A 19,636-nucleotide genomic window follows, 5' to 3' on the forward strand; every position below is an offset into this window, starting at 1 on the left:
TCGGAACAGCAGGCGAGCGTGCCTATGGTGCGGAGGACTTCTCCGCGACGAGGAGGGCGTAGCCGAGGGTGCTGTCCGAAACGGCGGTGCGGGCCGCGTCCAGGACGGCCGGGGCCGCGTCGATGTCCAGACCGGAAGCGGCGAGCCGGTCCGCCGCAGTCAGCCGGAGCAGGTTCAGCCGGGCCTCGATCTGGTCGATCATCCGCAGCATTGCTTGGTCGTGGCGCTCGGTGCGCAAGGTACGCAGCCCTGCGGCCGACAGGATCGCGGCGTACTCGGCCGGCGTCCGGGCATCGGCGACGCAGGCGATCCGCGCGGCGGGCGTGGAGAGTTGGGGCGGCAGCCGGTCGGTGGTGACGGTGACATCGGTGATGCCGACACGGCCGCCGGGTTTCAGGACCCGGGCGAACTCGGCGGCGGCCTTCGCCTTGTCGGGGAAGGTGCACAGCGCGCACTCGCACACCACCGCGTCGAACGCGCCGTCCGGGTAGGGCAGGTGTTCCGCGTCACCGGTGGTGAAGACAGCGCGCTCCGCCAATCCCGCCGCCTGGGCGGCTCCTTGGGCGAGGGCGGTGTTGGCGGGGGAGTAGTCCACGCCGTCCACGCGCACCCCGTAGGCGTCGGCGATCAGGAGTGCGGTCGTGCCCCGGCCCGAGGCCACGTCCAGGACCCGGCTGTCCGCGGTCAGGTGGAGGTGGTCGGTGAGGCGGCGGGTCAGGGCGGTGCCGCCGGGGTGATAGGAGTCGCCGAGCAGGAGGGCGACGACATCTTTCGCGTAGGCGTCGGCACAGCAGGCTTTGACCTCGTCGCTGTTCATGACCGCTCCCCCTCCGCCTGGGTACGGACGGTCTTCGAGCCGTACGGTGTCGGGGTGAGCCTGTCCGCGAGCGGCAGTGCGTTCGGCGCCACGTCCGCGACTGGCACGCCCGACATCTGGGCCCGGACTTGCTCGCGGTAGCCGACGGAGTTGTAGGCGCAGAACGGGATCAGCCGCCCGTCGGGGGTGATCTCCTCGACGCAGCACTTCATCAGCTGCTTGACGTTGAGGGTGTAGGGGTCCTGGAAGTCCTGTACGACGATCATGAACGCCTTGTCGTTCAGGTCCCGTACGGCGGTGGGCAGGTCGATACCGCAGGCGTCTGCGCAGTCCAGGGCCTCGGCGGTGGCGCGGAGCTTCTCTTCGGTAGTGGCGGTGCCCATGAACGCGGAGGCGGACCAGAGTTTCTCCAGCGCCTCCCGGATGTCGGCGTCCGGCAGGACGCGGTTGGTGACGTAGTCGAGGTAGTCCTCGACGTTCAGCAGGCGGGGGACGGGCACGACCGTGCGGTTGCCTGGTTCGCCGTCCACGAGGAGGTAGGTGACGGCGCGGCAGGTGGGGAAGCAGCAGGGCACGGGGAAGAAGTCGCCCTTGGCGAACCACTGCGGTCGCTGGGCGTTGATGAGCTTGATGACGTCGGGGTTGGTGAGCCGGTTCAGCGGGTCGAACTCCACATGCCGGCCGGAGTGGGTGACCGGCTGGAACGCCACCGAGCGGACGGCAGGGTGGTCGATGCCGTACTCGATGATCGCCCCGAGTTCGTGCTCGTTCAGGCCGCGCTCGACCGCGGCGACGAGGGTGACGGTCAGCCCTGCTTCGGCGCAGTTGTCCAGGGCCCGCTGTTTGAACGAACGCAGGTCACGGCCCCGGATCTCCAGGTGGGTGCGCTCGTCGAAGCCGTCGAACTGCAGGTAGATGTTCACCGACTTGCCCGACACCTGATTGCGCTTGCCGAGTTCGGCGACGAAGTTCTTGTCGGTGGCGAGGCGGATGCCGTTGGTGTTGAGGGTGACGTTCTTGATGGGGCGGTCCTGGGCGAGGTCGATGAAGTCGAGGATGTGCTTGTGGATGGTGGGTTCCCCACCGGAGAACATCACCACCTCCGCCTCGCCCTCGGAGGCGACGAAAGTGTCGAGCATGCGCTCGCACTGCTCATGGGTGATCGAGTAACCGTCCGGCTGGTGCCCGGAGTCGGCGAAGCAGATCGGGCAGTCCAGGTTGCAGCCGGTGTTGACCTCGATGATCCCCAGGCAGGCGTGCTGCTTGTGCTCCGGGCACAGCCCGCAGTCCGACGGGCAGCCGTCTCGTACCTCGGTCTGGAAGGTGAGAGGGATGGTGCCGGGCTTGTTGAAGCGGGCCGACGACAGGTATTCCTCGGCGTCCCCGTACACTAGCGCCTCGAACTCGCCGTGCTCGCGGCAGCGTTTACGCAGATAGACCTTGCTCTCGCGGATGTTGACCTGCGCGTCGACCGGCGTCTTGCACATCGGGCAGATCGACTTGGTGAACTCGATGAACACCTCCTCTCGGTCCTGCTTCGCTGGGCTGCCGTCTGCCGCCGGCGACGTGACCGGTCGTGCCGGATGGTTCACCGTCATCGTCTCCTCGCCTTCGCTTCGCCGTGGTCGTACGTCTGGTCACCGGTGCTCTCGTGCCGGGCAGGCCGGGCACGGGATCGGCGGGCGCCACGCAGCAGCACAGCGGCATACAGCAGGGCCAGCGCGTCCTGGACCAGCACGAACCAGCCGAGCCGCTGGGCTAGGTAGCTCCCGAAACAGCCGCAGTTGACCACCGTCAGCCCGCGCACGAATGCCTGCACAGCCAGCCCGCTCCACACCAGTGCCACGGCCGTGTACACCCCCACCGGGGCGATCGCCGTCGACCTCGGCCGGGCAAGGAACCACACCCCGCACACCAACTCGCCGACAATCAACGACATGGTCAGCAGCGTCGCGGCGGCACCGTGCACCAGGCCGTACGCGCCGAGGACGGCCGGCATCTCGCCCAGAGAGGCGAGCTGACCGATCCCCATCGCCGCGTAGATCGCGCCCAGCACGAGCCGTAGCACCATGCCCACGACGCTACGGCCGTACAGCAGCCGGGAACTGTAAGCGCGCTCACCGAGTCTGCCGGGCCTCGAACCTGCCGGGCCCGTCGACATCGCGGCGCCTCATGATCGGGTACGACGCCACGGCCGACCGGCGCGCGGATCGGTGTGCGTGCTCACGTTCCCCCGCCGGGACGGCCGCCTACGGTGAGATCAGCACACGTCGGGCACCAGGAAGGACCGCAACGCCGTGTCCGTACCCGTATATGAGTTTGCCGACAGCCGTGCGGCGACCGACGCCTTGCTGGAGATACTCCGCAACGGTCGGTGGAGACCGGGTGCCGTCGGGTGCTTCCTGCGTATGGCCGCTCACCGGTCACTGCGGCAGGCGACCCGGCATCCGTGTGCGTTCGCGCAGGCCGGCGCCCTGCACGGGCTACTGTTCACGCCCGCCCGAGGCCCCGGAGCCCGGACGTGGGTGGCCACCAGCTGGACTCTCACCGTCCTGCATCTGGGCCTGCTGGAGAAGCGCGACCAGCTCTCCGGGGCTGATGTGATCACCCTGTTGCGAGGCAATCTCCCCGCCACCGCCCTCGGGGGGAGCCGCTGGTCGGGCCTGCTGGCGATCGCCCTCGACGTGGCCGACGGCCGCTTGGCCCGCCGCCAGGGCACTGTGTCCCCGTTCGGTGATTACGCAGACTCCCTCGCCGACGCCGCCTTCTGGACCTGGCTCGTACTGCGGCACGAACCCAGCCGTGTGGTGCGGGCCGCGGCGCTCGCGGCATGGATCGTGCCCGTGGCCGCGGTCACCGCCGTCGGCATCCGTCGCGGCAGGATGCCCGACAGGCCCCGGCCGGCGCTGTTGCGTCCGGCCGCCGCGATGCAGGCCGTGGTCGCCGTGCGGCACGTTCTGCGCCGCGGTCCCAGAGCTGCCACGTCCCCTGACTGATCCGCCTTCGGCTCGTTGCAGGCCCGCAGGCACCGGTAATGCGGACGGCGCGCGGCGGGAGGCCGAACGGGCCGGAATGCCTGCTGAGGTCGCTCGGCCGCGAGGCGGCCGACTTGCGCGGCGGGCGGTTTGCCCGTTCGGGGTCCGATCACGGTGCCGATGAAGACCTTCCACCGTCCGTCCTCCCGCGGAGGACGGACGGACGCGCACAGCGCATGCGGACCCGCTCACGGTCGTGATTTGACCGCTGCCCTGGTAGGTCAGTCCAGGGCGTCGAGGGCGGCGAGGATGTCGGCGGGTTCGGCGCGGCGGGTGTAGTCGGTGTCGGCGAACGCCCAGCGGATTACGCCGTCGCGGTCGATGACGTAGGTGGCGGGCAGGGGGAGCATGCGCGGGTGGCCGCCGTTGACGCGCTGGAGGTCGAAGCCGAGCTTGTCGTAGACGGCGGCGAGGTCGTCGGGAAGGTCGAAGGCAAGGCCGTACTGCTTGGCGGTGTCCGAGCCGACGTCGCTGAGGACGTCGAAGGCGAGGCTGTGCTTCTCGGTCAGGGAGAGGGACTCGTCGGGGATCTGCGGGGAGACGGCCACCAGGCGGGCGCCGCGTGCGGTGATCGCGTCGTGGTGCTGCTGGAGGGCGCGCAGGGCGATATTGCAGTACGGGCACCAGGCACCGCGGTAGAACGTCAGCACGACGGGGCCCTCGGCCAGCAGGTCGTCCAGGGACAGGGTTTGTCCGGTCGCCGTGGGGAGGGTGAAGCGGGGGGCCTGCGCGCCGACGGTCAGGGCGTGGTCGGCCTGGCCGGAGTCGGCCAGTTCCTGTCCCGCCCGGCGCATGATCTCGCGTATCTCGGCGGGGATCTGCTGCTGGCGGGCTTCGTAGAAGGAGCGCAGCTCGGCGTTGAGGGGCATGGCGATGGTCCTCCTGGGTCACGACTCAACTCGGAACGACCGTTCCAAGATGGCGGCGGCGGAAGTATCCTGGAACCCTCGTTTCGAGATGGCGGGTGAGGCATGCCGGATATCAAGCACTTCGACCCGGACACGGCCCTGGAGGCCGTGGTGCGGCTGTTCTGGCGGCAGGGCGTGGCGTCGACCGGCATCCAGGATGTTGTGACCGCGACCGGGCTCAACCGCTCCAGCCTGTACGCCACGTTCGGCGGCAAGCAGGAGCTCTACCTCGCCGCGCTACGGCGTTACATGGAGCACAGGTCTCAGCCGATGTTCCGGCGCCTCGCGGAGGACGAGCGGGGGCTGCCCGCCATCGCCGAGTTCTTCGCCGGCCTGATCGAGGCGCGCTGCTCGGGCAAGTACGCCCGCTGGGGCTGCATGGTCTCCAACGCGCATGCCGGGGCCGAGAATGGTGATCCCGAGGTGCGCGCCGTACTGGACCGGCATCACCAGGAGTTGCGGGACGCGATGTACGCGGCGCTCGTCACCGCCCATGGCTACGGACAACTCGCCGCCGCCTGCGACCCCGGTGCCTGCGCCGACCTGCTGGCACTGCTCGCGTATGGCGTCAACCTGCGTTCCCGCGCCGGAGCGGACGCACGCGACCTGGGCAGGACGGTGACCGCAGCCCTCGCCTCGCTCGGTGGCCCGGCGGCCCCCTGACGGCTCTCGCCGGTCAGCGCCGGGCCCTGCGCTCCGCCTCCTCCTTGACCACGGCGAGGGATCCGGCGACGGCCGCCTCCCAGCGGGCGGCCACCTTCCCACCCCACCAGGCCCCGACCCGCCACAGATCGGTGCCCAGCTCCCCTTCGTACAACAGGCGGGTGCCCGTGGGCAGTTCGGTCAGGGCGAACGACTCGACGACGTACGGGACCGGGCCACGCACGAGGCGGAAGCCGACGCGCTCGGGCCGACTGAACCGCACGGTCTCCACGGTCACCGCCTTCCACCGCCCGCCTGTTGGCGTGACGTGGGCAGCCAGCACCATGTCGCTGCCGCGCTCCAGTACCCGCACCTTCTCCTGCATGGTCCGGGTGGCGCGCCCCAGGTACGGCTGTGCGATCACGTCGAAGACGACGTCCCGGGGCGCCGCGATGTCCAGGGCCTGCGGCCCGAGCGGTCTGAGGCGTCGGCCCACGCCGAGGTCGACGGGCAGTGCCCCGCTGACCAACCCGGCATATCCGCCGACCGTCGCGACCGTCGCGGTCGCCGCCCAGGCCGCCGTGCGGACCAGTCGGCGGCCACTCACGACCTGCCCTCCGGCTCGCCCTCGACCGTCACGCCCTGCCAGAACGCGACGTGGTTCTTGATCCGGTGGGCGAGCGGGCTCGGGTGCGGGTAGTACCAGGCCGCGTTCCGGTTGGTCCGCCCGCTGACCGTGACGGCGTAGTAGCGGGCGAGCCCCTTCCAGAAGCACAGCGACCGGCTGCGGGTCTCGGTGAAGTACTCGCGGTGCAGTGCCTCGGGCGGGAAGTAGTGGTTGCCCTCGACGATCACGGTGCGCGGGGCTTCCGCGATCACGGTGCCGTTCCATACTGCGCGCAGCATTACTGGGCTCCTCGTCATGCGCGGGGCAGGTCCCTCATCTCCGGAACGCTACGCGCGAGCGGGAGTGCGGCTCAGTAACGGCGCTCACTGTTCGTCCCGACCAGGATGCGGCAGATGTCGGCGTCCGTGCACTCGACCGGGTCGGTTGCGGCCGCCCCTTCGTCCAGTGCGCGCAACGCGGTGCGGGTCTCGCGCAGTTCGGCCAGGCGCCGGTCGATGTCGGCGAGGTGCCGGTCGATAAGCGCTGTGACGTGTGTGCAGGGGGAGGCTCCGGCGTCGCGCAGCGCCAGGACGGAACGGATCTCGGCGAGGGTGAGCCCGGCGCCCTGGGCGTCGCGGATGAACGCGAGGCGCTGCGTGGTCCGCTCCGGGTAGTCGCGGTAGCCGCCCGGGGTACGGGGTGGCTCCGGCAGCAGCCCGGCTTGCTCGTAGAAGCGGATTGCCTTCGTGGTCAGCCCGCTGGTGGCGGCGAGGTCGCCGATACGCATGCCTCCAGGCTAGCCCTTGACCTTCCAGTGCGCTGGAAGGTCTACGGTCCCCACAAGCAGCCAGGAGGTGTCGCGCCATGAACCCGAGGGACGCCGACGTACGGATCACAGTGCTGACGGTTCCAGACTGCCCGAACGCGCCGGTCATGCGCGAGCGGATCGCCGCTGCCCTCGCGGGCCGGGCGGTGCCGGTGGACTGGGTAGAGGTGGCAGATGCGGAAGAGGCCGCACTGCGGGGGATGAACGGCTCACCCACCGTGCTGGTGGACGGCTCCGACCCGTTCGCCCACGAGGACCTCCGGTCGAGCCTGTCGTGCAGGCTTTATCACCACGGCGACGGCACGACCGACGGCGCCCCCTCGGTCACAGAGCTGCGACGGGCGTTGGCGGCTAGCGGCTTGGCCGAGCTGCACGGGGAGGAGTGAGGTGCCTTGTGAAGAAGTGATGTGACGGGCACGGTGCCGCGCGCGTAAAGGGGTCGGCCGCCTCCGTCCGCGCTCCTTACGCCCCGGCGTGCCGGCCCCGCGCCAGGCGCCCGCGTAGTGTCCCCGCAAACTCCTCGGCCCGCGCCAACTGGACACGCAGCCTCTCCACCTGCTCCGTGGCGCCCTGCTCGTACGTGCGGATGCGCTCCAGCAGTTCCTTTCGCTCGTCCGGCGTCAGCTGGTCGCTGTCGAGACGGTCGGTGGCCTCAAGCAGGTCACGCATCTGCTCAAGAGTGAAGCCGAGCGGCTTCATTCGGCGGATGACCATCAGGCGGGCGACCTCGGCCCCCGTGTAGAGGCGGAAGCCGCCCTGGGAGCGGGCAGAGGGGATGACGAGGCCGGTCTCCTCGTAGTGCCGGATGGTGCGCAGCGACAGCTCGGTCCGTGCGGCGACCTCGCCGATCTGCATGTGCTCGCTGCTCACGCGGGGTGCATTCCTTGTCTCTTACTGCGGCCGGGGCGGTCGTCGCTGATCTCTACTCTAACGTTAGGGTAGAGTTGCGTCGGTTTGGGGAGGCTGCCTGCCGTGCCGGTTACCGTGGTGCGGGATGCCGTCCCGTGACCATCAGCCGTGTCGGGGCCGACGAAGCCCCCGGCGAGGACCGTTGTCCGCAGGAGAGAGCGTGCGCATGTCCGTGATGCCCGGCGTCGCCGCTGTCTGCCCGCCGTGAGCCTTCGCCCCCGAGCAGCACTCGATTCCCTCGTGGGTCGCTTCGCTGCCGCCCCTGACTTCGGTCCGCACCGCTCGCGGACTTCGTGGAGGACCGTGCCGGTGCTCCACGCCTCCCTGTGCGCCCGCCGTGATGCCGGGTGTGCCCGAGCACGACAGGTTCCTTTCGTCTTGTCTTCCTCAGCCCTGTCCCCAGCCGCGTGGCTGCGCGGCTCCCGACGTCCGTCCTGGCTGTCCAACCCGAAGGTGCTGCGCACCGAGGTGCTGGCCGGTCTCGTGGTCGCCCTGGCGCTGATCCCGGAGGCGATCTCGTTCTCGATCATCGCCGGGGTCGACCCGGCGGTCGGCCTGTTCGCCTCGTTCACCATGGCCGTGACCATCGCGATCGTCGGCGGCCGCCCGGCCATGATCTCCGCGGCCACCGGTGCCGTCGCCCTGGTCATCGCCCCGCTCAACCGCGAGCACGGCTTCGGCTACCTCGTCGCCGCCGTCATCCTGGCCGGCGTCTTCCAGATCGTCCTCGGCGCGCTCGGTGTCGCCAAGCTGATGCGGTTCGTGCCGCGCAGCGTGATGGTCGGGTTCGTCAACTCCCTTGCCATCCTCATCTTCATGGCGCAGGTGCCGGAGATGACGGACGTACCCTGGCCGGTCTATCCGCTGATCGCGGCCGGGCTGGGGCTGATGGTGTTCTTCCCCAAGGTCACCAAGGTGATCCCGGCGCCGCTGGTGTCGATCGTCATCCTCACGGTCATCACCATCGCGGCCGGCATCGCGGTGCCGACCGTGGGCGACAAGGGCGACCTGCCGTCCTCCCTCCCCGTGCCGGGCCTGCCGGACGTGCCGTTCACCCTCGACACCCTGACGACCGTCGCCCCATACGCGCTCGCCATGGCGTTGGTCGGCCTTATGGAGTCGCTGATGACCGCCAAGCTGGTCGACGAGATCACCGACACCCACTCCTCCAAGAACCGCGAGTCCGTCGGGCAGGGCGTCGCCAACATCGTCACCGGCTTCTTCGGCGGCATGGGCGGCTGCGCGATGATCGGCCAGACGATGATCAACGTGCGGGTGTCCGGTGCCCGTACCCGGCTGTCGACGTTCCTGGCGGGCGCGTTCCTGATGGTGCTGTGCATCGTCTTCGGACCGGTCGTCTCCGACATCCCCATGGCCGCGCTCGTCGCCGTCATGGTCATGGTGTCGGCCGCCACCTTCGACTGGCACTCCATCGCGCCGAAGACCCTCAAGCGGATGCCGGCTGGGGAGATCACCGTCATGGTGGTCACCGTCGCGTGCGTGGTCGCCACCCACAACCTCGCCATCGGTGTCGTCGTCGGCTCGGTCACCGCGATGGTCATCTTCGCCAAGCGGGTCGCCCACCTCGCCGAGGTCACCGCCGTCACCGACCCCGACCATGCCACGGTCGTCTACCGGGTCACGGGCGAGCTGTTCTTCGCCTCATCCAACGGCCTCGTCGGCCAGTTCGACTACGCGGGCGACCCCGACAAGGTCGTCATCGACCTGTCCGCCGCCCACATCTGGGACGCCTCCTCCGTCGCCGCCCTGGACGCCATCGAGACCAAGTACGCCCAGCGCGGCAAGACCGTAGAGATCACCGGCCTGAACGAACCCAGCGCCCGCATCCACAAGACACTCAGCGGCGAACTCAGCAGCAGCAACTGACCAACTGTCGTGTCACTCCGGCACCTCATCCGTGCAGCTCTCCGAAACTCTCACCACGCCGAAGACCACCGGGTAACCGGTGATCTGCTGGTTCGGTCCCGGCTGCGAGTTGCAGATCTTCCACGCCGCCGGATCGTCCACCGGACGGCCCTGCCCGCTCGCGTCCTTGAAGGTCATGTCGAGTTTGGAGCCCATTTGCTCGTATGCACGCCCGGCGTTGCCACCGATGACATCCGGCATGGTGGCGGTGACCGGCTCGGGGTTTGCCGAGCGATGCGTCTCGGCGGCCCCCGATGTGGTCGCGGTGCTCGCCGAGACGTCCGGCACGGACGACGCACCGCAGGCGGTGACCGAGACCAGGAGCGTGGCGGCGAGGGTGGGTCTCAAGAGCTTGGCGACGGTCAATGTTCCTCCCAGCGTGATGGCAATTCGGAACAGTATTCACGGTGAGCCACGAGGAAGCATCGCAGCCTCGTCCTACCAAGCCCCGTTCCCTCGCATCCTTCCTGATGCGGCCGGGCATGTGACGACAGGACCTAGATCTCGCCGATTGCCTCGGCGTCTCCCGTCCCGTGATCCATGCGTCCGGCATGCTGCGTTTCAGGATCTGGGCTGGGACAGGCAGCGGCGGTCGCGCCGGCCGATCCGGGCTCTGGGCAAGGCCCAGCGGCTTCGCCCCCCACCCGAGCCTGATGGCGCAGTGTGCCAGCCGGTAGGTCTCGTGAATGGGGCGTTTCGGATCTGGCGCATGCCTGCGCCCTCCCGGATCTCGCCAGCGGCCACGAGGAGCGCCACCGTGCCCTTCGGCACCGTGACCTTGGACTACGTCGCATACCGCCTCAACGACGCATCCCCGCCCGGTTCGGGTCATCGGCGGACTGGCGGCCCTGGTGATTGCTATGGCAGTTCCGGCCAGCGCCCGGATGCAGGTGAGCCTCCCGCCTGGGACGCGAAGGCCCCCTTTGCGCGACGGATGTCAGGGGTTCGACTCCCCTAAAGGGTGTTGCACAACCCTCTGAGCTGGGCATCTCCCTTATATGGCCGGGGTGTTGAGTGCTGAACGGGTGTGGGTGGAGACGTTCACGGGACTGCGGTTGACGCAGTTTTCGCGGTTGCTCAAGGCAGTGCGGGAGCGCGGTGGCAACGGCACGATGCAGGGCCGGCCGTGGAGCCTGCCGCTGGCGGAGCGGGTGCTGCTGGTCGCGGTGTACTACCGGACGAACTTGACGATGCGGCAACTGGGACCGCTTTTCGGAGTGTCCTCGTCCACTGCGTGCCGGGTGATCCAACGTCTCGGTCCGCTGCTGGCGCTCGAGCCCGTCTCCCGTCCGGCCGACGCCGCGGATCGGCTGTGGATCGTGGACGGAACTCTGATCCCCGTCCGCGACCGGCAGGTCGGTGCGTCCAGCCGCAACTACCGTTTCTCAGCAAACGTGCAGGTCATCGTCGACGCCGACACCCGCCTCGTGATCGCAGCCGCACGACCGGCACCGGGCACCACCGCAGATGCCCATGCCTGGCGTGTCTCCGGCCTGGCTCAACACTGCCAGGACGTGACCGTCCTGGGCGACGGCGCCTACCTCAACTGCGGGATGGTCGTGCCGCACCGCAAACGCCCGCGCCGGCCCCTGCTGGCAGGCGAAGAAGCGGACAACGCCGCCCACCGTAAGGTGCGTGCTCGGGTGGAGCATGTGATCGGACGCATGAAGAACTACAAGATCCTTCGCGACTGCCGACAGCACGGCGACGGCCTCCATCACGCCGTCCAAGCCGTCGCTCACATGCACAACCTCGCCCTCGCATCATGACCAGAAGACTGTGTTCATGCACTCCGACCTGCCCAAACACAGCCTTGTGCAACACCCTTTAAGGGATGTCCCACAAATCGAAGGTCGGTGGCCAGTTGGCGAGAGGGTTGAGGGGAGGGGCGAGGGTGAAGGTTGGGAGGTGGCCACTCAGTCCCAGCGCATGTCGATGCGCCCAGCGAAGTTGTCATACCTGGCACGCTCGAATGCCCGGGCCATCGGTTGGTTTCCCAGATCGGTGTCTGCGGTGACGCGTTCGGCGCCCTGGGCAGCCAGCAGGTGGGTCCCTTCGGCGAGCAGGTCGTTGACGAAGCCCTGGCCTCGGTGGCCGTCGATCACGCCGAGGTAGGCGATCACGAAGCCGTTCGGGCTTTGCGCCGGAACAACCAAGCCGATTGGTTCGCCGTCCGGGCGGACCCCGATCCGCCACCATGCACGCGGACTGGGATAGCTCAGCAGTTCGTCGTGGTACTGCACGCGTGCATAGTCGTTGGCTGAGGAACGGGCGACGTCGGCCTGGCTGTAGGCATCCAGTGTGCCCGGAAGGATGCGAGTGAGAAGATCGATCGCTTCCTCATCGCTGCTGACCGGGCGGAAGGTCAGGCTGCCACGGTGTGAAGGCACTGGTGTGCTGGACGTCCAGCGATAGCGGAGCCTCTCGACGAAAATCTTGCCGCCGGTGCGCTCCACCACCTCTATCCGGTCTTTGATGCGACGTTCCGTGGTGGAGTCGTCTCTCCAATTCGCCAGGAGGGGCTGGAGAACGTACGGGGGCGGCAGGGTGCCCGCAGGGAAGAGCGCGGTGAGGGCGGTGCGCAGAAGATGCGCGCCGATGTCTGTCCGGAGCGGGTCGCCGTGGGCGTCGTCGATGTCGAGGGTTTCCATGACTTGGGGCCTGATGCCGCTGCGGGACCACCAGCCGACCCGTGCCACCGGTCGGCCGTCTCGTAGGGCCACCCACATCCAGTCAGATTTGCAATGTCCGCTCTGGAGATCTTCTGCGAGACGGTCGTTGTAGGGGCCAGGCAGAGCATTGAAGAGTTTGATCTCCTCCAGACCGGTAATGGGGCGGAAGATCAGGTCACTTGTCACGTAAGGCTCCATAGGCAGCGAGGTTGAGTACCTGTACCAGGTGCACGACGCCGTCTCTTCACTCCTCCTGCCTGCTCGGCGACCGGGCCGCTGACCCGACTCGCCGCTACTTGGCCGGCGGGGGCAACACGCGAGACGGCGTGGGACCCTGCCGTGGAGGTATAGACGATCAACGTCTCATCCGCATGCGATTTAGTGAGCGTTTGATTCTTGGTTGTCTGTTTCATTTGGCTCACCGCTAGCGCCAGTTGAGGGTGGTCTCGTGGGTGAGGCGGCGGGTCATGAGGTTGATGGCGGCGAGTTGGATCATGGCTGCTGATCGGTGGGGGTGGGTTTCGTAGTCGCGGGCGAGACGGCGGTGGTGCATGAGCCAGCCGAGGGTGCGTTCTATCGCCCAAGCACACTGCGCTTATGGATAGTCAAAGTAGTGAGCGGACGCCGATAATCGGCCGTGAGGGCCTGCAGCGGTTGGTCGCTGTGGCCCGACGGTTGCGGGGCCGGCTGAGTGACGAGGGGAACGGGTCGTCATGCGAGACGACAGTGACGTCGGCCCAAGACGACGATTCCGGTGGTGCCGGACGGGCAGGTGTGGGCGGCGCTGCCGGAGGTGAGCCAGCAGGCGGTGGTGGGGCAGTTGGTGCGGCTGGCGAGCCGCGCGTTGTCGGCCGCCGCGACGGCGAGTGAGCGGGACCGGCGATGACCTCGGTGATGCCGTGGGAGCGGCCCGGCAGCAAGATCGACGACCGTCACCTGCAGCGACTCGCGGTGATCTATGTCCGGCAGTCCACCCGCCAGCAGCTCGTCGACCACCAGGAGTCGACCCGGTTGCAGTACGCGCTGGTGGACCGGGCGGTCGCGCTGGGCTGGCAGGCGGACCGGGTCCTGGTGATCGACGAGGATCTGGGCAAGTCGGGGTCGAGTGCGGTGGCCCGCACCGGCTTCCAGCGTCTGGTCACCGAGATCGGGCTGGACCACGTCGGTCTCGTGGTGGGGATCGAGATGTCCCGTCTGGCTCGCTCCGGCAGGGACTGGTACCAGCTGATCGAGCTGTGCGCCCTGTCGGGTGCGGTACTGGCGGACACCGACGGGGTCTACGACCCGGCCGAGTACAACGACAGGCTGCTGCTGGGGCTCAAGGGCACGATGAGCGAGGCCGAACTCCACCTGATCAAGCAGCGGATGTGGAGTGGACGCCTGAACAAGGCCCGCCGTGGCGAGCTGGCCTTCCCCCTGCCCAGCGGTTACGTCCGCCGCCCGTCCGGGGAGGTGGCCCTCGATCCGGACGAGCAGGTGCAGACCGTGATCCGCCTGATCTTCGCGCAGTTCGAACGGCTCGGCACGCTGCACGGTGTGCTGCGTTATCTCGTCGAGCACGACGTCCAGTTGGGCATCCGGCTGCGGGAGGGGCCGGACAAGGGCACCCTGGAATGGCGCAGGCCGAACCGGATGACGCTGCAGACTCTGCTGCACAATCCCGCCTATGCCGGCATCTATGCCTACGGACGGCGCCGGGTCGACCCGCGCCGCCAGGACCCGGCCCGGCCGAGCACCGGACGGGTCGTCCGCTCCCGGGACGGATGGCATGTGATGATCCCGAATGCCCTGCCCGCCTACATCACCATCGCCCAGTTCGAGGCGAACGAGGCGAAACTCGCGGCCAACCGTGCCCGCGCCGAAGCCATGGGAGCGGTCCGGGGCGGCCCCGCGCTCGCGGCCGGGCTCGTGCACTGCGGACGCTGCAACCGGCGCATGAGTGTGCGCTATCACACCCAGCACAGCAAGGCCCTGCCCGAATACGTGTGCGCCCGGGACCTGACCAACTACGGCGCGCAGAAGGGCTGCCAGCTACTTAACTCCGCCTGTGTGGACGCCTTCGTCGAGCAGCAGGTTCTCGCGGCACTGACGCCCGCCGCCGTCGAGGTGTCCCTGCGCGCGGCCGACCAGGTCCTGGCCGAGCGGGCCGAGCTGGAACGGCTGTGGTCGCAGCGGCTGGAACGCGCCGCGCAGGACGCCGACCGGGCACGGCGCAGCCACCACCTCGCCGAACCGGAGAACCGCCTGGTCGTGCGCCAGTTGGAGAAGGAATGGGAGATCGCCCTGGCCGCCCAGCAGCGGCTCGGCGAGGACTACGACCGCTTCGCCCGCAGCAGCCCACACATCCTCACGCCCGCCGAGCGGCAGACCATCACGGCTCTGGCAGGCGACATCGAGGGCTTGTGGCGTGCGGACAGCACCACGACAGCGGACCGCAAGGAGATCGTCCGCGCGGTCGCCGACAAGGTCGTCGTCACCGTGCACGGCACCAGCGAGCAGGTGAACGTCACGATCGTCTGGGCCGGCGGGACGACTACGGCGGGAGAGGTGATCCGCCCGGTCCAGCGGCTGGAACAGCTCAGCTACTACCCGCAACTGATCGATCGGATCCGCGAACTCGCAGGCCAGGGCATCGGCGCCAGCGGGATCTCCGACCGCCTGGAAGCCGAGGGCTTCCGGCCCGCGAAGGGCGGCAAACGGATCTCCGCAGCCACCGTCCGCGACCTCATGCGCCGCCTCGCCTGCCCCGCAGGCCGCGTCCACCAGCACCGCCCCGCACCACCCGGCGAGGAGCCCGGCCCGGACGAGTGGTGGCTCAAGCACCTGGCCGCAGAGCTGAACATGACCACCTCCACCCTCTACGCCTGGATCAACCGCGGCTGGATCACCACCCGCCGGGAGAGCCACTGGCCCCACCGGCTCATTGCCCACGCCGACCAGCGAGAACTCGCCGAACTCCGCGAACGCCGCACCCGTCCGCCCGGCTGGTACAGCCGCCGCATCTGGACCGAGACCGCCGAAACAGCAGAGCAACAGACTCCATGAGTGCACTGTGCTTGACAGATCTCGATGACCCAGCGGCGGGGTTGGATGTGGAATCCGCGGGTTGCGGGGTCGCGTTGGACGATCTCGAGGTCGATGCCGAGGCGGGCGGCGTGTTCGACGGCCTTGGTCTTGTAGCCGTTGTCGGCCCAGGCTTTGGTGACGGTGGGATGCTGTTCGGCGATGTGCGTCAGGAGCTGGGTGCCGGCGGTGGAGTCGTGGATGCTGGCGGCGGTGACGGCGACGGCGAGCAGGAGGCCGAGTGTGTCGGTGACGATGTGCCGTTTGCGGCCCTTATCTTGAGCTCGCTCGACTCGCGTGCTGCTGACCTGGCGTGATGTGTGGTGGACGGTGTCCTCAACGTGTTCGTCAGCATGGTCCGATGACGGCGGAAGATTTCTTCCTCGGTGTGTCGCCGCGGCGGTCTGGCAGGTCGGCGGTGCGTCGTTCCCCGAGCGCGAGGGCGAGCGCCTGCCGCAACTCCCGGTTCTCTTCCTCCAGTTGACGGTTGCGCTGGGTGGCTGCTTCGAGACGTCGCAGCAGGGAGGCGTCGGATGCCCGCTGCCGGTCAGGAACGGACCGGGCCCCAGGAACACGGTGGCGGGCCCGGAGGCGTTCGATCTCGGCTCTGAGGTCGGGCTGGTTGTAGAGCCAGGACCGGGAGACGCCCGCTTCGCGGGCGACGGTCTCGAATGTGATCGCGCCGCCGGTGGTGTCCAGCCGCCGCAAGGCGGAGACCGCGCGTCGGCGGGTTGCTGCGGCCCGTCGACGGGCCGCAGTGACGATCAGGTGGGAGTTGTCAGCCGGCATCTGCGGCCCCCTCGTCCTGGCAGTCTCCCAGCTCGCCGATCATGCGGTCGAGGTTGTCGGCGACCTGCTGGTTCATCTCGGCAATACGGGTGTGGCCGCAGCCCTTCGCATTGTCGATCAACGTCAGGGTGCGGGTGTGCTGTTCCCGCAGCTCGGGCAGGAACTCGGGTCCGGTCAGGAAGACCGGGCAGGTCAGGCAGGCATTCGCGTGAGGGCAGGTCTTCTGGACGGGCAGCCCGCAGTAGCCGTTGGGCAGGGTCTGGGTGGCGAGGCCGTAGCGGGTCTTGGCCCATTGGGCCTGCCCGAGCGGCCCGTCGGCGTCGAGCGTGACGCGCTCGCCCTTGATGTTGACCTTCATCGCCGCTTCCCAGCGGCGCCGGACGGTCTGATCGGTGATCCGCGCGTAATGGGCGGTCATCCGGGACGATTCGTGGTCGAGGAGAACGCGTACGACTTCCTGCGGGACGTCGCGGTTGATCAGCCGGCAGGCGAAGGTGTGTCTCCACTGATGGGGCGTCAAACGGACGGGCTGGCCGTGTTCGTCGCGGATGTCGCAGGTCGCCAGCCAGCGGCGGAGCATCTGCCGGTAGCTGCCGTCGGCGATCCGCAGCCGTCCCGACGCGTTCGCGTGCGGTCGCGGGAAGAGGACGCCGGTGCCCTGGGGCCAGCGTTCAAGGACGCGCTGCTGGTGGTCGCGGATGGCCTGTTCGAGTTCTTCGTCGATCGGGACGGCCGCCTCACGTTTCATCTTGGTGTTGAAATACCGCAGGTAGGGGGCTTTTTGGCCGTCGTGGAGGAGGCAGTCGAAATCCAGGCAGATGACGCTGGAGATCCGCAGTCCGCCGCGGATGAGGATGAGCGTGATCAGGCGGCCGGACGGGTTGTCCCAGCGGTCCAGGTTCGCCTCGGACTCGACCTGGGCCATGACGTGCTCGGCCAGCCGCCGGGAGACCGTGGCGGCCGGCTCCGGCGGGATGTCGCCGGGGTAGAACGCGGCGGTGCCCGACAGGGAGTCGTCCCAGCGGTGTTGCCGGATGGCCTGGAAGAACAGGTTCAGGTTGCTGATCCGGCCCTTCTTCAGTCCGTGCCCGCCAGGCACTGAGGCGACGTGGGCGAGGTGCCGTTCCAGGAGCGGACGGTCGATGTCGGCGAGCCGGTCGACGCCGACGTGCACGAGGAAGTCGCCGAAGCAGACCAGCGCGTCCAGGCCGGTGTGGGCCGCGGTGATGCTCAGCCCGCTGGTCAGCCTCAGCCGCAGCCATCGTTTGGCCAGGTCACGCAGCCACGGTTGAGTGATCCGCTCAAGATGGAGGCGAACGCGGGGTCGGGGGACGGTGGCGGTGGCCGGGGTGGTGATGCCCGGCAGCCGCTCCAGCCGCCACACGTCCCGCGGGTATTCGCTCTCCCAGCCCGCGCCGTCGCGCAGGACCTCGACGGCGTCCCGGACCTCGATCAGGAAGAGCCCCGGCTCACGGACGCGGCCCGAGGACGCGTCGTGCCGCCACTGCTCTTCGGTGAGGTCGAGCAGGGAGGACACCCCGAGGGCCCGGGTGAGCCGGACAGCTTGCGCCACGACGCGAGGCGGCGTCGTGCGGCGGTGGGCATCGGACCGGCACTGTAGCCCGTACTGGAATTCCAGCGTCAGCTGACGGGGCAGGTCACGCAGATCTATGTGGGCGGTGCCGGTCAACTCGGCGTCCAGGGCGAACCGTTCGGCATCCGGGCGGCCGGCGTTCGCCCACCGCTCATGGTGGCTGCGGCAGAACAACATCTGCGGGCCCTCCGCCCGCAGGGTGCAGAACGACAGTCGGCACTCGGCCTGGTCGTCACCGGGCTGCACCAGATTCGGCGCATCCCAAAGGTCCAGGCCGGGCCGTCCGGCCCGGACCCACCGGTCGTAGTGCTTGGCGCACAAGCCCTTCCCGGAGTTCCCGTAGCGGCAACCGGTGATCGTGCAGACCGTCAGGGCCTGGCGCCCGCGAACGGGCAGGCCGGGATCCGCGAGGAACTCCTCCATCGCCGGGCGTCCGCGGTGGCGCCAGCGGATCACGTGTCCGTTGCAGAGCCCCCGCATGCTGACGATGCGGTCGCAGTCGGCAACGGCGCAGGCCGGGGCGACGAACACCGGGTCGTCGGGGGCCGGGCGGTAGATCTCGGTGCGGAACTCGGCCCGGACCGTGGCCAGGAGCTTCTCCAGCAGTCCGGCTCGGCCGTGTCCGGCAGGCAGGGCATGAGGTGTCACAGCCGGACCTCCCGTCCGGTGAACCAACCCGCGTCCTCCAGGGTGCGGCGGGCGTCCTCGACGGTCAGGTGACCGTAGGTGTCGATCGTGGTGCTGATCGAGGCATGTCCCAGGAGTTCCTTGACGTTCTCCATGCCCGCCCCGCGACGCAGCAGCCAGGTCGCGTAGGTGTGCCGGTACTGGTGGGGCTCGAACGCGATCCCGGTGGTCTTCCGCAGCCGTCTGACCAGGTCATAGACGGCCGGATAGGCCCAGGGACGGCCGTGCGGTTCGGCGAAGAGGTTCACGAAGACGTAGTCGGAGTCCAGGGCGCCGTATTCGCGGTGCAGGTAGTCGGAGTACAACCGCATCAACTCCGCACTCGCCGGGACGGCCCGCGTGCGGCCGGCCTTAGCGCGGGCACGGTTGTCGTTCTGCCGTGGCACCACCGTCACCTGCTTCTCGGCGATCTCGATGTCGTCATGCCGCATCCCCAGGGCCTCACCGATACGGACCCCCGTGTCCAGCAGCAGGGCGAACAGCAGCCGGTCCCGCAGATGCTTGCAGGCATCCAGAATCTTCTGGGCCTGGACGGCGGTCAGGACACGGGGACGTTTCCGCCCGGACTTGAGCTTGATGGTCCTGGTCCGCTCGGGCCTGCCAGAGGCGATGTGCTGCAGGAACGGCTTGTAGGAGGTGGCCGACGCGCAGTGCCGCCCGGCCGGACGCATCGTCACCAGCAGGCCGGCGACCTCAACACCGCTGCGGGCGTGGAACTCGTAGAACGTACTGACCGCGGCAAGCTTGCGGTTCACGCTGGAGGCCGTGCAGTGGTGCTCGGCCGTCGGCAGCACGGCCACCACCCCGTTCCGGGCCATGGGCGGCAGCCGCAGCCAGGCCACGAACGCGGCCGCCGCCTCCAGATCGATCGTCTTCCAGTCGAGGCTGCGGCCGTTGAGGTAGGTCCACCAGTCCTTGAGGTCGTGGGCGTACGCCTTGATGGTGTTCGGTGACCGCTCGATCGCCGTCAGGTAGGCCAGGAACGACTCGACCGGATCGACCGGCCGCAGATCATCCCCCAGCAGCGTCCACGACTCCGCCGCCGACCCGGGTGCCAGCACCCTCTGTACACGCACTACGCATCCGGCCCTTCCGTGTTGGACGGCGGCAGATAACCGCATCCACGACGGAAGTTGGGGGAACTTCAGAGTGCTTCACACA

At 68.8% G+C, this 19,636-nt stretch carries 20 protein-coding genes and 2 pseudogenes; 7 read left to right on the plus strand and 15 right to left on the minus strand.

Annotation, left to right across the window (positions count from 1 at the left end):
• Positions 1 to 22: 22 nt before the first annotated feature.
• From OG331_RS40910 to OG331_RS40920, 3 genes are read right to left on the minus strand one after another with little or no spacing between them, the layout of a single operon-like run.
• Positions 23 to 817: a class I SAM-dependent methyltransferase gene (locus OG331_RS40910; RefSeq protein ID WP_406206432.1), complete on the minus strand. Its 795-nt coding sequence runs from the start codon at positions 815 to 817 to the stop codon at positions 23 to 25.
• Positions 814 to 2,415: a radical SAM protein gene (locus tag OG331_RS40915; RefSeq protein WP_406206435.1), complete on the minus strand. Its 1,602-nt coding sequence runs from the start codon at positions 2,413 to 2,415 to the stop codon at positions 814 to 816. The genes OG331_RS40910 and OG331_RS40915 overlap by 4 nt, the downstream gene beginning before the upstream one ends.
• Complete coding sequence (locus OG331_RS40920; RefSeq protein ID WP_406206438.1) at positions 2,412 to 2,888, minus strand: MauE/DoxX family redox-associated membrane protein; 477 nt, start codon at positions 2,886 to 2,888, stop codon at positions 2,412 to 2,414. The genes OG331_RS40915 and OG331_RS40920 overlap by 4 nt, the downstream gene beginning before the upstream one ends.
• Positions 2,889 to 3,225: 337 nt before the next feature.
• Between OG331_RS40920 and OG331_RS40925 the strand changes: the two genes are divergently transcribed.
• Entirely contained in the window at positions 3,226 to 3,813 is a 588-nt protein-coding gene (locus OG331_RS40925) for a CDP-alcohol phosphatidyltransferase family protein (RefSeq protein ID WP_406206441.1), read from the plus strand.
• 260 nt (positions 3,814 to 4,073) lie between these two features.
• Here OG331_RS40925 and OG331_RS40930 read toward each other — a convergent pair whose 3' ends face one another.
• Positions 4,074 to 4,721: a peroxiredoxin-like family protein gene (locus tag OG331_RS40930; protein ID WP_406206444.1), complete on the minus strand. Its 648-nt coding sequence runs from the start codon at positions 4,719 to 4,721 to the stop codon at positions 4,074 to 4,076.
• 102 nt (positions 4,722 to 4,823) lie between these two features.
• Here OG331_RS40930 and OG331_RS40935 point away from each other — a divergent pair, with 102 nt between their 5' ends.
• Positions 4,824 to 5,423: a TetR/AcrR family transcriptional regulator gene (locus tag OG331_RS40935; protein WP_406206447.1), complete on the plus strand. Its 600-nt coding sequence runs from the start codon at positions 4,824 to 4,826 to the stop codon at positions 5,421 to 5,423.
• 13 nt (positions 5,424 to 5,436) lie between these two features.
• Here the strand turns inward: OG331_RS40935 and OG331_RS40940 are convergent, their stop codons facing one another.
• The 3 genes from OG331_RS40940 to OG331_RS40950 form a co-directional block, all read right to left on the minus strand.
• The gene (locus tag OG331_RS40940) at positions 5,437 to 6,009 is read right to left on the minus strand and encodes an SRPBCC family protein (RefSeq protein WP_406206450.1); all 573 of its coding nucleotides are present in this window, start codon (positions 6,007 to 6,009) and stop codon (positions 5,437 to 5,439) included.
• The gene (locus tag OG331_RS40945) at positions 6,006 to 6,308 is read right to left on the minus strand and encodes a DUF427 domain-containing protein (protein ID WP_406206453.1); all 303 of its coding nucleotides are present in this window, start codon (positions 6,306 to 6,308) and stop codon (positions 6,006 to 6,008) included. The genes OG331_RS40940 and OG331_RS40945 overlap by 4 nt, the downstream gene beginning before the upstream one ends.
• Positions 6,309 to 6,379: 71 nt before the next feature.
• A complete protein-coding gene (locus OG331_RS40950) occupies positions 6,380 to 6,796 on the minus strand; it encodes a heavy metal-responsive transcriptional regulator (RefSeq protein WP_406206455.1) in 417 nt (138 codons plus the stop codon).
• A 77-nt stretch (positions 6,797 to 6,873) separates the two neighbouring features.
• Between OG331_RS40950 and OG331_RS40955 the strand changes: the two genes are divergently transcribed.
• Positions 6,874 to 7,221, plus strand: a complete 348-nt coding sequence (locus OG331_RS40955) for an alkylmercury lyase (RefSeq protein WP_406206458.1) — start codon at positions 6,874 to 6,876, stop codon at positions 7,219 to 7,221.
• Positions 7,222 to 7,297: 76 nt separating this feature from the next.
• On the opposite strand, the gene OG331_RS40960 is transcribed toward OG331_RS40955, so the two are convergent.
• Positions 7,298 to 7,705, minus strand: a complete 408-nt coding sequence (locus OG331_RS40960) for a MerR family transcriptional regulator (RefSeq protein WP_406206461.1) — start codon at positions 7,703 to 7,705, stop codon at positions 7,298 to 7,300.
• 417 nt (positions 7,706 to 8,122) lie between these two features.
• Here OG331_RS40960 and OG331_RS40965 point away from each other — a divergent pair, with 417 nt between their 5' ends.
• Entirely contained in the window at positions 8,123 to 9,631 is a 1,509-nt protein-coding gene (locus OG331_RS40965) for a SulP family inorganic anion transporter (protein WP_406206464.1), read from the plus strand.
• A 12-nt stretch (positions 9,632 to 9,643) separates the two neighbouring features.
• On the opposite strand, the gene OG331_RS40970 is transcribed toward OG331_RS40965, so the two are convergent.
• Complete coding sequence (locus OG331_RS40970) at positions 9,644 to 10,018, minus strand: hypothetical protein (protein ID WP_406206467.1); 375 nt, start codon at positions 10,016 to 10,018, stop codon at positions 9,644 to 9,646.
• Between the two features lie 650 nt (positions 10,019 to 10,668).
• On the opposite strand from OG331_RS40970, the gene OG331_RS40975 reads away from it, so the two are divergent.
• Complete coding sequence (locus tag OG331_RS40975; protein ID WP_406206470.1) at positions 10,669 to 11,439, plus strand: transposase family protein; 771 nt, start codon at positions 10,669 to 10,671, stop codon at positions 11,437 to 11,439.
• 147 nt (positions 11,440 to 11,586) lie between these two features.
• Here OG331_RS40975 and OG331_RS40980 read toward each other — a convergent pair whose 3' ends face one another.
• Complete coding sequence (locus tag OG331_RS40980) at positions 11,587 to 12,528, minus strand: GNAT family N-acetyltransferase (RefSeq protein WP_406206473.1); 942 nt, start codon at positions 12,526 to 12,528, stop codon at positions 11,587 to 11,589.
• Positions 12,529 to 12,766: 238 nt separating this feature from the next.
• Positions 12,767 to 12,925: pseudogene (locus tag OG331_RS40985) on the minus strand (IS5/IS1182 family transposase); the annotation flags it as partial.
• A gap of 174 nt (positions 12,926 to 13,099) precedes the next feature.
• Between OG331_RS40985 and OG331_RS40990 the strand changes: the two are divergent.
• Both OG331_RS40990 and OG331_RS40995 read left to right on the plus strand, forming a co-directional pair.
• Positions 13,100 to 13,228, plus strand: coding sequence for a hypothetical protein (locus OG331_RS40990; protein WP_406191925.1), 129 nt, complete (start codon positions 13,100 to 13,102; stop codon positions 13,226 to 13,228).
• Positions 13,225 to 15,387, plus strand: a complete 2,163-nt coding sequence (locus tag OG331_RS40995; RefSeq protein WP_406191923.1) for a recombinase family protein — start codon at positions 13,225 to 13,227, stop codon at positions 15,385 to 15,387. The genes OG331_RS40990 and OG331_RS40995 overlap by 4 nt, the downstream gene beginning before the upstream one ends.
• A 20-nt stretch (positions 15,388 to 15,407) precedes the next feature.
• Here OG331_RS40995 and OG331_RS41000 read toward each other — a convergent pair.
• The 4 genes and pseudogenes from OG331_RS41000 to OG331_RS41015 all read right to left on the minus strand — a co-directional run.
• Positions 15,408 to 15,677 (minus strand): annotated as a pseudogene (locus OG331_RS41000) (transposase); the annotation flags it as partial.
• A gap of 76 nt (positions 15,678 to 15,753) precedes the next feature.
• Positions 15,754 to 16,194 carry a DUF6262 family protein gene (locus OG331_RS41005; RefSeq protein WP_406191208.1) on the minus strand — a complete coding sequence of 147 codons (441 nt, stop codon included), beginning with the start codon at positions 16,192 to 16,194 and terminating at the stop codon, positions 15,754 to 15,756.
• Positions 16,184 to 18,436, minus strand: coding sequence for a tyrosine-type recombinase/integrase (locus OG331_RS41010; RefSeq protein ID WP_406190529.1), 2,253 nt, complete (start codon positions 18,434 to 18,436; stop codon positions 16,184 to 16,186). The genes OG331_RS41005 and OG331_RS41010 overlap by 11 nt, the downstream gene beginning before the upstream one ends.
• Positions 18,433 to 19,551, minus strand: a complete 1,119-nt coding sequence (locus OG331_RS41015; RefSeq protein ID WP_406190526.1) for a tyrosine-type recombinase/integrase — start codon at positions 19,549 to 19,551, stop codon at positions 18,433 to 18,435. The genes OG331_RS41010 and OG331_RS41015 overlap by 4 nt, the downstream gene beginning before the upstream one ends.
• Positions 19,552 to 19,636: the final 85 nt, after the last annotated feature.

This window comes from Streptomyces sp. NBC_01017 (assembly GCF_045162795.1).
GTDB lineage: Bacteria > Actinomycetota > Actinomycetes > Streptomycetales > Streptomycetaceae > Streptomyces > Streptomyces machairae.

Bases quoted from the DNA above. Each gene is read 5' to 3' on its own strand.
- OG331_RS40910 (WP_406206432.1), bottom strand. From the start codon at position 817: ATGAACAGCGACGAGGTCAAAGCCTGCTGTGCCGACGCCTACGCGAAA.
- OG331_RS41005 (WP_406191208.1), bottom strand. From the start codon at position 16,194: ATGCCGGCTGACAACTCCCACCTGATCGTCACTGCGGCCCGTCGACGG.
- OG331_RS40925 (WP_406206441.1), top strand. From the start codon at position 3,226: ATGGCCGCTCACCGGTCACTGCGGCAGGCGACCCGGCATCCGTGTGCG.
- OG331_RS40975 (WP_406206470.1), top strand. From the start codon at position 10,669: ATGGCCGGGGTGTTGAGTGCTGAACGGGTGTGGGTGGAGACGTTCACG.
- OG331_RS40920 (WP_406206438.1), bottom strand. From the start codon at position 2,888: ATGGTGCTACGGCTCGTGCTGGGCGCGATCTACGCGGCGATGGGGATC.
- OG331_RS40995 (WP_406191923.1), top strand. From the start codon at position 13,225: ATGACCTCGGTGATGCCGTGGGAGCGGCCCGGCAGCAAGATCGACGAC.
- OG331_RS40930 (WP_406206444.1), bottom strand. From the start codon at position 4,721: ATGCCCCTCAACGCCGAGCTGCGCTCCTTCTACGAAGCCCGCCAGCAG.
- OG331_RS40950 (WP_406206455.1), bottom strand. From the start codon at position 6,796: ATGCGTATCGGCGACCTCGCCGCCACCAGCGGGCTGACCACGAAGGCA.
- OG331_RS40935 (WP_406206447.1), top strand. From the start codon at position 4,824: ATGCCGGATATCAAGCACTTCGACCCGGACACGGCCCTGGAGGCCGTG.
- OG331_RS40955 (WP_406206458.1), top strand. From the start codon at position 6,874: ATGAACCCGAGGGACGCCGACGTACGGATCACAGTGCTGACGGTTCCA.
- OG331_RS40915 (WP_406206435.1), bottom strand. From the start codon at position 2,415: ATGACGGTGAACCATCCGGCACGACCGGTCACGTCGCCGGCGGCAGAC.
- OG331_RS40945 (WP_406206453.1), bottom strand. From the start codon at position 6,308: ATGCTGCGCGCAGTATGGAACGGCACCGTGATCGCGGAAGCCCCGCGC.